The organism is Candidatus Thermoplasmatota archaeon, from assembly GCA_038884455.1.
GTDB lineage: Archaea > Thermoplasmatota > E2 > DHVEG-1 > DHVEG-1 > JAWABU01.
The window spans coordinates 1-9,264 of record JAWABU010000054.1 but is presented as its reverse complement, the minus strand read 5'-3'; the positions used below and the strand labels follow the sequence as shown (position 1 = coordinate 9,264).

Below are 9,264 nucleotides of genomic sequence, written 5' to 3'. Positions count from 1 at the left end.
GTCCCATTGCTTCCTGCAAGACGCAATACCGTAATATTATCAGTTGAGTTATCACATGCTACAAAACGAATATCAGCATTACTTGGATGTCCAATACTATATTCATACCCAACCCGAGATGTTGCATACTGCGTCGCCATAACCGTACTCAAAATAACAAGTGCTATACCAAGAACTAACAAACGTTTCTGCAACCTCATCGAACGCATCCCAACTCTTTATTCCTACAATTCTACAACAAAGAAATCAGACAACAGAATATAAATATTGCTCGAAAAATAAAAAAAAATGCCTAACAAGCACTAAAAATCGGGAAAAAATAACAAAAAAACAATGGATACCACTCGATTCCAAGTAAAAAACCGATACAAAAACTAGAATAATTGAAGAAAAATTATGCGATTGTTACCTCTTTACACAGATACACATCTTGAATTGCATGCAAGAGTTTTACACCATCATCAAATGGTTTCTGAAACGCTTTTCGTCCAGAAATCAGACCCATACCCCCAGCACGCTTGTTAATTACTGCGGTACGAACTGCTTGTGCAACATCATTCTCACCTGAGGCACCACCTGAATTAATCAAACCAACACGACCCATATAACAATTTGCGATCTGATATCTCGTGAGATCGATCGGGTGATCAGTTACAAGATCAGTATATGCTCGCTGATCTATCTTACCATATTTCACACCACCTTTGTTCAGCGCTATGTATCCGCCGTTCGAGGTCGGAAGTTTCTGTTTTACAATATCAGCTTCGATCGTAACCCCAAGATGATTCGCTTGCCCAGTTAAATCTGCGGCTTCATGGTAATCCTTCCCTTCAACCTTAAAACTACTATTCCTCAGATAACACCACAGAATCGTAGCCATACCGAGCTCATGCGCATACTTAAACGCTTGACTCACCTCTTGAATCTGCCGTGTTGACTCATGCGACCCGAAATAAATCGTACAACCAATCCCTGCTGCACCCATCTCCCAGGCCTGATCAACATCAGCAAACATGATCTGATCAAACTTATTTGGGTACGTCAGCAATTCGTTATGGTTAATCTTGACAATAAATGGAATCTTATGCGCATACCTTCGAGAAACTGCGCCAAGAACACCAAGCGTTGATGCAACCGCATTACATCCACCTTCAATTGCAAGTTTTACAATATTTTCAGGGTCAAAATACATCGGATTCGGGGAAAATGATGCAGCAGCTGAATGTTCTATCCCCTGATCAACTGGAAGAATCGAGAGATACCCTGTCCCAGCAAGACGACCATGGTAAAAAATCGATTTTAAATTCCGTAACACCTGTGTTGGCCGATCCGAATCAACAAAAATTTTATCGACAAAATCAGGACTTGGAAGATGTAAACGATCCTTTGGAATCTTCTGACAAGTATAGTTTAACAGATAATCAGCTTCAGAACCTAATAAACCTCGAATCGAGTCGATTGTCTTACCCATAGAATTTTGAACCACCTCATATTCAACCATAATCGGAAACCACCTTCTCCTAAAAAAGGATAACTAGCGCGAGAAGATAAAACTTTCTAATCAGATTTTTGTGCCTAGAGATGGTGAATAAATTTTCCTTCGTTCAATCGTTCTTGTAGTTTTTCAAGCATATCTTTGGTCATTTTCGCAAGATTATACTGTGGTTTCCAACCCCACTCCTGCCGAGCAGCGCTATCATCAATAGTTTCAGGCCAAGAATCAGCAATCGCCTGCCTGAAATCAGGTTTATATTCACAGTGAAACTCAGGGATGTGTTTTTTGATCTCATCTGCAAGTTCACCAGCAGAAAAACTCATCGATGCAAGATTAAAATCGGTATGATGCTTGAGTTTTTTAAGATCTGCATCCATCAGATCCAAGGTTGCCTTCAGACAATCAGGCATATACATCATCGGTAACCTTGTTTCTTTAGTCACAAAACAAGTATATCGCTTATGTCTGATCGCTTCATAAAAGATAGCAACCGCGTAGTCGGTTGTTCCTCCTCCAGGAGGTGTTTCACTACTGATAATACCAGGATATCGAACACCGCGAACATCAAGACCAAATCGCCGGAAATAGTACTCACCAAGAAGTTCACCAGCAACCTTCGTCAACCCATACATCGTCTTTGGTCGTAGTACTGTTTCCTGAGGAGTATTGATCCGCGGTGTCTCAGGACCAAAAACCGCTATAGAACTCGGAACAAATACACGAATCATTTTTCGTTCACGGGCAATTTCAAGAATATTATATAAACCGTTAATATTAACATCCCAACAGAGCATCGGTTTTTGTTCACCGACTGCTGAAAGAATCGCAGCCATATGATAAATCGTATCAATATCATACTTCTCAGTGAGCCGTTCGATTGTCTCCCGTTTTGTAACATCAATAAATTCACAAGGACCTGATCGCGTCAGTGCCTCATTGATTGGCATTTTAATATCAGCAGCAACAACATTATCTTTACCATATTTTTTCCGAAGAAGAATCGTTAACTCTGAGCCGATCTGACCTGATGCACCGGTAACTAAAATTTTTTTACTTTTACTTTGAGGAATAAGACAACCCCTACACCGGTATGATACACCACTTTAGAAAGTTTACTGTTCTCCAGGATATTCAACATCATCTCGAATACCATCAAGTCCTTTTGGTTGACCTGGGTGAATAATATATCCTTTTCTGTTTTTCCTCCATTTTGCCCATCGAGCAAGCACCAGTGGTAACACTAAAATTGACGTCAGAAACGCATACACGAGGGTAATCGCAGTGACCAAACCAAACTGTTGCTGAGGAGGAATCGGAGCAAACATCAGGATTCCAAAGCCAAACATCGAACTTAATGCAGCAATAAAAATAGCATTCCCAGTATGAGAAATAGTTTCAACTACAGCTCTTGAAACATCCCCAGTTTTATCAGCAATAAGTTTGAACCGCTCGGTAATATAACAAGCATAATCAATTCCAACTCCGATGGTAAGACTTGTAACCATGATCGTCATAATATTTAACGTATACCCTAAGAAGTACATCGTACCAAGAACCCATACAATCGACATCGTCACAGGAATCATTGCAATCAATCCAAGCAACGGATTTCTGAACAACACACTAAGAATCAATGCTGCAAAGATGAAACAAACACCCGTGGATAAAATCTGACTCTCCGTCATGTTTTTCATAATCGTTAGTGTTATAAGAAGATTCCCTGTGACACTGATCGTAATATCCTTAATGCTGACAAGATCATCATACAACTCTGACTTTAACACCTCGAAATCAGTCGTCATATCAGTGGTGTTTGATTGAAGATCAGTATAGACGCGAATGATTGCTGCTGAAAACGTACTGTTGTTTTGATACAGCACAGGTCGAACCAAAGAGCTATATTCGACATCAGAATAGAGGTAGGTATACAGCCGATAGACATCGTCATTCGTCCTCGGAATTCCTGTTTTTTCATCAATATGAAACTCTGAAATCAACGATTGATTATTGATAACTGCTTGACGAACCACAGTATAGATACTTTCTGTTTTTGCCCGCCCATCTGATTTCCGTGCAACAAAACGATCATTTTCCATGTTTGCATGAATTACTGAAAGTCCTTTGAGAACATCAACAGATGCTATATTACCTTCGAGCAAAACATATTCTTGATCTTGACTTGAAAACGGGAAATCAGCGCTGATCTGTTCAAAGCGTTGTAATGCTGGAGTGTCCTTTGGCACAAATTGATTAATACTAAAACCTGTTTTTAACTGAGAAACAGCAGTAACCATACTTATACATAACACGATCGTGACAAGAAAAACAATCTTGTCATATCGAAGTAATATCTTTGCAAGTCGACCAAGACTATTTTTCATCGAAAAAATCGATGTTCTATGATTCTTCGGTGAAATCGTTTTATTTCTATCGAGAAGGAATCGAACTGCAGTCATAAACGTCATCGTAATTACAAATGTATACGTAATCCCAAGAGCAAGAAAGATTCCAAAATCACGAATCGGTGGAAGTGTTGCCGTAAGAAATGATAAAAATGCAACAAACGTGGTAAACCAGGCAAGAACAATGGCAAGACCAACTTCTTTGATTGATAAACGAATTGCTTCATGCGGTGTCCGACCGCGACCTAGCTCAACCCTATAATTATGCAAAATATTTACAGAATACTCAACACCAAGACCAATATTAAGAGGAAGCAAAGCAACAGCAATGATACTAAACGAAATACCAAGCAATGCCATTGTCCCAAAAAGCCAGATACAAGAGAATGCAAAGACAACAATCGGGAGAACAACGTACGATGGTTTTCGAAACGCTAAAAATAAGATACAAACAATGATAATAAAAATAGATGGACCGATGATCCCATTTGACTGCATAGCAACCGTATTAATCTCACTTGAAACCAATCCTTCACCAGTAGCTTGAAGCGATATCGAGTTGAATTGATCATCAAGCGTGCGAAGATACCTAAGGATTTCAGAGTTCATCTGAGCAATCGTCTCTGAATCTGATGAGGGAGCATCCAGGTATACAATAATAAGACTTGCACGAGGCTTCTTGGTTTCTGCAAAATCTTTTGAGATAAATGAGAGGGCATTAACCCGAAGATCATCAAAAAATGGTGGAATCAAAGGAACAACTGTTGAGGATACACCTTCAGAAGGAAGGCGATATGCTGGTGTCCATAACCTGTGTATATCTTTAAATGACACAGCTTTTGGAAATACCGGAGCTGACGACTGTAGCATTTGTGTTAGATCATCCAGACTCATCCCATTTTTTTCAAGAAAACGAGAAAGCAGCGCACTCCTCAAGGGTTTCTGAGAAAGCGATGCAAGCTGGTTAAAAATAACACTCGTATTAAGTACAACACGAGTCCCTGGTCGATGAAGTACTGGTGTTTGATAGTACCGAACACCTGCTGAAAAATTGGTTAATTTCGCTGGAAGAATAAATGAACCAAAGGTTGGAGGAATGCCAAAGTTACTCAACTCTGAACGATTCACGGTAAGAACAATTCGGTTGCTTGCTTTTTCAAGATGAATTCGAGCTGACTGAAGCAGAACGGGAAAAGCAATTGATTGTCCTGGTGGCGTGAGCCAAAGATACGGAGAAAAGGTATACTGTTTCAAGGTATGACTTCGTTTGAGTAAAAGATATTGGCGAAGGTTTGAAATAAATCCATCTCCGATCTGCCAAGAATGATGCGCTGGTTCAATACGAACGGTAATCTGATATTTCATTGCATATTCTGGGGGCAACAAACTATTTTCAAATCCCAGAAACCATTCCATGAAATAGGTCCGAGGAATCACTGGTTTCACAGGTGACGGAAACTCATCAAGTGAACGAACCTGAAAGCTAAATGAGAAGGTTTCATTCGTCTCTTGAATATAACAATTTTGTATATTGACTGCGTCGTTCCATGTTTTTTGTAAACCACCTAATGATTGATGATCTACATTTTGTTCATGAGATTCAAAAAGCTGATACTCACGATTTGAATACTTTTGAAAGAGATCAAAAACTGCTGTCTGAATTTGGCTATCAGAACAATTTTCCAATGTCGTATTAAATTCCATCTGGCAGATCGTATCAATAAAAAAAGGAATACCGATACTTGAATTGATATACGGAGATAACTTGAGTTTCTGCATGAGTACATATTGATCCCGTAATGCCTGAGATGAGAGGATACTTTCTGTTTGTTGTTTTTCCACGATGAGAAATAGTATCTGTTTATTCATCCCAAAATACTCCGAAATCCGGTTGTTTGCTCTGACATATTCATTATCAGGAGCGAAATCCTTAAAATTGGTTTTAAATTCTAATGAAGGAATAAAACTTGCAAAAACAAGTGTAATAATGATAGTTAGCGTAATAACCAGCCATGGTTTTTTTTCAATGATTTTTCCAAGAGCATCGAGCATAGGCACATATCCTTGATAATTGTACTGCGGAACTAATACAAGCGTCTGCAAAGAAAGAGCATGTATAAACCTGGATTATTTTAATTTAACGAATATATATAGTTATCCATATTATAAAAAACCTATTGTTCTGCAAAACAACACACATAGGATTACGTCAAACTTTGGTAATGAATGATGATTGAACCAGAAAATTGTTCATGGGTTACAGGTTGATATGGAACATCGAGCTCAATCTGCACCCAAACAAAATCAGAATAACCACTCACTGCCTGGATGTTACAGTACGAATACTGCACACCAGCACGTTCGTCTTTGAGGAGGGGAATTGTAGAGACTGCGGGAGTTGTGTAGTTGCTACAGATGGTGCTTGCATTATTGTCCCCTCGTGCAAGAACCCATGCAATCGTGTTTTGATTGGTATAACAAGTTCCGTTGTCATAAAGAAGAATGCTTGAAGAATGTGTCGTATTATCGGCATACGAGGTTCGATTCCCGTGAAGCCATATTTTCAGATAGGTCGGTTGATTTTCAATCAGTGATCGGACCTCAACATGGGTTATAGCAACCGAATGATTGTCCTCGTTGACAATACCAACAGCAGCAGTATACGCAACTTGATACGTCCCTCCCCAAGCCCCCAAAACGACTTTCAATACACGCACCCCACTCGTATTGGTAACTCGAAGAACACGAATACCATCAGAAGCATTGTCAGATCCCATATAGTGAATTCCATAGTCAGGAATCACCGGATGAATGATCTGATACTGATATTCTAAATCTATGAGAGCAAATTGAGTTGCAGCAACCATCGTTGAAATAACAAGCGCCATCCCAATGATAAACAACCGTGGGTCGATCTTCATATGCTGCACTTCTTCTCCAAATAGTGACTATTGTTAACATGTTACTTTCTCCAGTAATACTATAAAAAAATAACCTGGAAGAATGACAAAACGTCAAAATAACAAACACAAAAAATACAGAAAATACGTTTTCTTAATCGATCCTACAAAATTCTTGGAAAAAAACCCGTTTCTCGAACTAACTGAGGAATGGCTTCCTCCCAAAACAACGCAGTAATATGTACTCCATGGACACCCGGTATCTTTCGTAACTGCTCAAGAGTCTCACGAGCAATTAAAAAACCTTCCTGTTTTGGATCAGCGGCACGCTGCATCCGTATATACACTTCATCAGGAACATCAACACCAGGAACATGAAACTTCATACGTTCAGTCATTTTTACGGATTTCAACGGCGTCACTCCAGCCAAAATAAATACCTTCTTGTCAAAACCTCGAGAACGAACCTCATCCATCCACCGATAAAAACCATCGAGATTATACACACTCTGTGTTTGAATGAAGTCAACACCTGCAATAATCTTCTTTTCCACATGACTGATACTGAGCTCAAAAGGATCAGAAAACGGGTTTGCAGCACCACCAATAAACAAATCAGGTTTCCCAGCAATGATTGGCTCACCATTCTGAAAAATACCCTCAGAACACATCCTATGAACAATCTCAATCAACTGCACAGAATCAAGATCAAAAACACCTTTCGCCTGCGGATGATTACCAAATTTCTGATGATCACCAGTCAAACATAAAACGTTTTTCACACCAAGTGCAGCAGCACCAAGAATATCACTCTGAAGCGCAATACGATTCCTATCCCGACAGGTGAGCTGCATCACCGGTTCAACACCTCGAGACAGCAATAAAACGCACCCGGCAAGGCTTGATAAACGAACAACTCCGGTCTGATTATCGGTAATATTAAATGCATCAGCAGATCCTTTCACCAAATCAACTTTTTTCAAAATACTATTTGGATCCATGCCTTTCGGAGGACCAATTTCGGCGGTTATTGCAAATACGCCATCGCGCAAGATCTTCTCAAGATTACTTCGTATTGCCACAATGAATACTCCTCTGCATTTCAAGAGATTTTGACCAATCTTTCGGTGGTTGAATACGATGAAATATATCCATTCTCCCTTTTTTCATCAGAAAACGGTAGATCTGTTCCCAAACACAGGCGATATCAGGATTAATCTCACAACGACCGCCTCGCGAACCTCCGCACGGACCGTTCAACATTGATTTTGCACATCGAGAAATCGGACACAGACCCCCATAGCTATCAACAAGACAATCACCACAAGCCATACATCTTTTTTCAAACTCAGTTAATCGTTTTATCTCACCGATAAACAACGAATCAGAACCAGCAACAATATCTTTATCTTCAAATAATTCGGCAACTGTCTGAACGCCATTACCACAAGCAAGAACGAAAATTTTTTTTGCGCGAGCAACTTGTTGTTCAAAAGATTTCAATAAACGTTTATTATTCTGAAGATGACACGCAGGATCAAGAATAACCAATCCTGTGACATGCAGATTTCTAGCTTCTAATAATTTTTTCATTTCAAGAATCTCAGATTCACCGCCTGTATGACATATTGTTGCACAGTCACTACAGCCGATAAGAAAAACAGGATCAGAACCAAGTATCTGAAGACAATCATCAAGTTTTTTCGGTCGACTAATTATCATTCAACAAGAGATACAACAACCCCTTTATTAAAAATATGCTAAAGAAAAACAGGTGATCAACAATCTAAAATTAAGTTATGCAAGTGAAAAATCACGAATTTCATAGTCATCATACGCATAACAAAAAATTAGCAATTGGAACGATTGTTTGATTTTAATACCGAAACTATTCAATGACTCAACCACCCCAGTTACCTTATAACAATTATAATTAATCTTCTCTTCGTACAAAACCACCCGTTCATCTGAAAAAACTCCCGTAGTTGGAAAACGGAGCTGCGGCCGAATATACTCTTCAACAACAGTCAAAATTTTCGTTTTACTCCATCCGAACTGATCAAATTTAAAATCATCTTGTACGACTTCACGATTCAGAGCATTCGTAGAGACAACAAGAAAAACACCTAAACAACAGACAAAAACGATGAAACAACCAAAAAAAATAAACTTCATCTTTTTTTTCCGTTGATGTTTTCGAACAAGTTTTTGAACGTAAATTTCCTCTTCCTTAGAATATGGCTCGATCATTGCTTCTCCATAACCACACAACAAAAAACCATTATCCGTTTAAAAACCTATACCTGTGAAGATTGTTGATCTACGTACTACAAAACAAAACGGCTACATCCCGAAATGAATCCATAAATTCAGCATAACGTCTCATTTTGCTGTGAGAATCACGCACAGCAAACAGAAAAAATCATAATTCAACAAGCTTTTTTACAGATTTTTTCAACAAAACCAT

Annotated in this window: 8 protein-coding genes; all 8 read right to left on the bottom strand. The window is 39.0% G+C overall.

Going from position 1 to position 9,264, the window contains the following annotated elements:
• Positions 1 to 200, bottom strand: a 200-nt coding sequence (locus QXL17_08080; GenBank protein ID MEM4259086.1) for a hypothetical protein, incomplete at its 3' end; no start/stop codon positions are given.
• Positions 201 to 394: 194 nt separating this feature from the next.
• Positions 395 to 1,471, bottom strand: coding sequence for a class I fructose-bisphosphate aldolase (locus tag QXL17_08075; GenBank protein MEM4259085.1), 1,077 nt, complete (start codon positions 1,469 to 1,471; stop codon positions 395 to 397).
• 104 nt (positions 1,472 to 1,575) lie between these two features.
• On the bottom strand, positions 1,576 to 2,565 hold the full coding sequence (locus QXL17_08070) for an L-threonine 3-dehydrogenase (GenBank protein ID MEM4259084.1): 990 nt from the start codon (positions 2,563 to 2,565) through the stop codon (positions 1,576 to 1,578).
• 42 nt (positions 2,566 to 2,607) lie between these two features.
• Entirely contained in the window at positions 2,608 to 5,949 is a 3,342-nt protein-coding gene (locus QXL17_08065; protein ID MEM4259083.1) for an efflux RND transporter permease subunit, read from the bottom strand.
• A 152-nt stretch (positions 5,950 to 6,101) separates the two neighbouring features.
• Positions 6,102 to 6,818, bottom strand: coding sequence for a hypothetical protein (locus QXL17_08060; protein ID MEM4259082.1), 717 nt, complete (start codon positions 6,816 to 6,818; stop codon positions 6,102 to 6,104).
• 143 nt (positions 6,819 to 6,961) lie between these two features.
• A complete protein-coding gene (locus QXL17_08055) occupies positions 6,962 to 7,879 on the bottom strand; it encodes a methylenetetrahydrofolate reductase (GenBank protein MEM4259081.1) in 918 nt (305 codons plus the stop codon).
• On the bottom strand, positions 7,863 to 8,519 hold the full coding sequence (locus QXL17_08050; protein ID MEM4259080.1) for a methylenetetrahydrofolate reductase C-terminal domain-containing protein: 657 nt from the start codon (positions 8,517 to 8,519) through the stop codon (positions 7,863 to 7,865). Before QXL17_08050 ends, QXL17_08055 begins: the two co-directional genes overlap by 17 nt.
• A gap of 75 nt (positions 8,520 to 8,594) precedes the next feature.
• The gene (locus tag QXL17_08045) at positions 8,595 to 9,047 is read right to left on the bottom strand and encodes a hypothetical protein (protein ID MEM4259079.1); all 453 of its coding nucleotides are present in this window, start codon (positions 9,045 to 9,047) and stop codon (positions 8,595 to 8,597) included.
• Positions 9,048 to 9,264 lie beyond the last annotated feature (217 nt).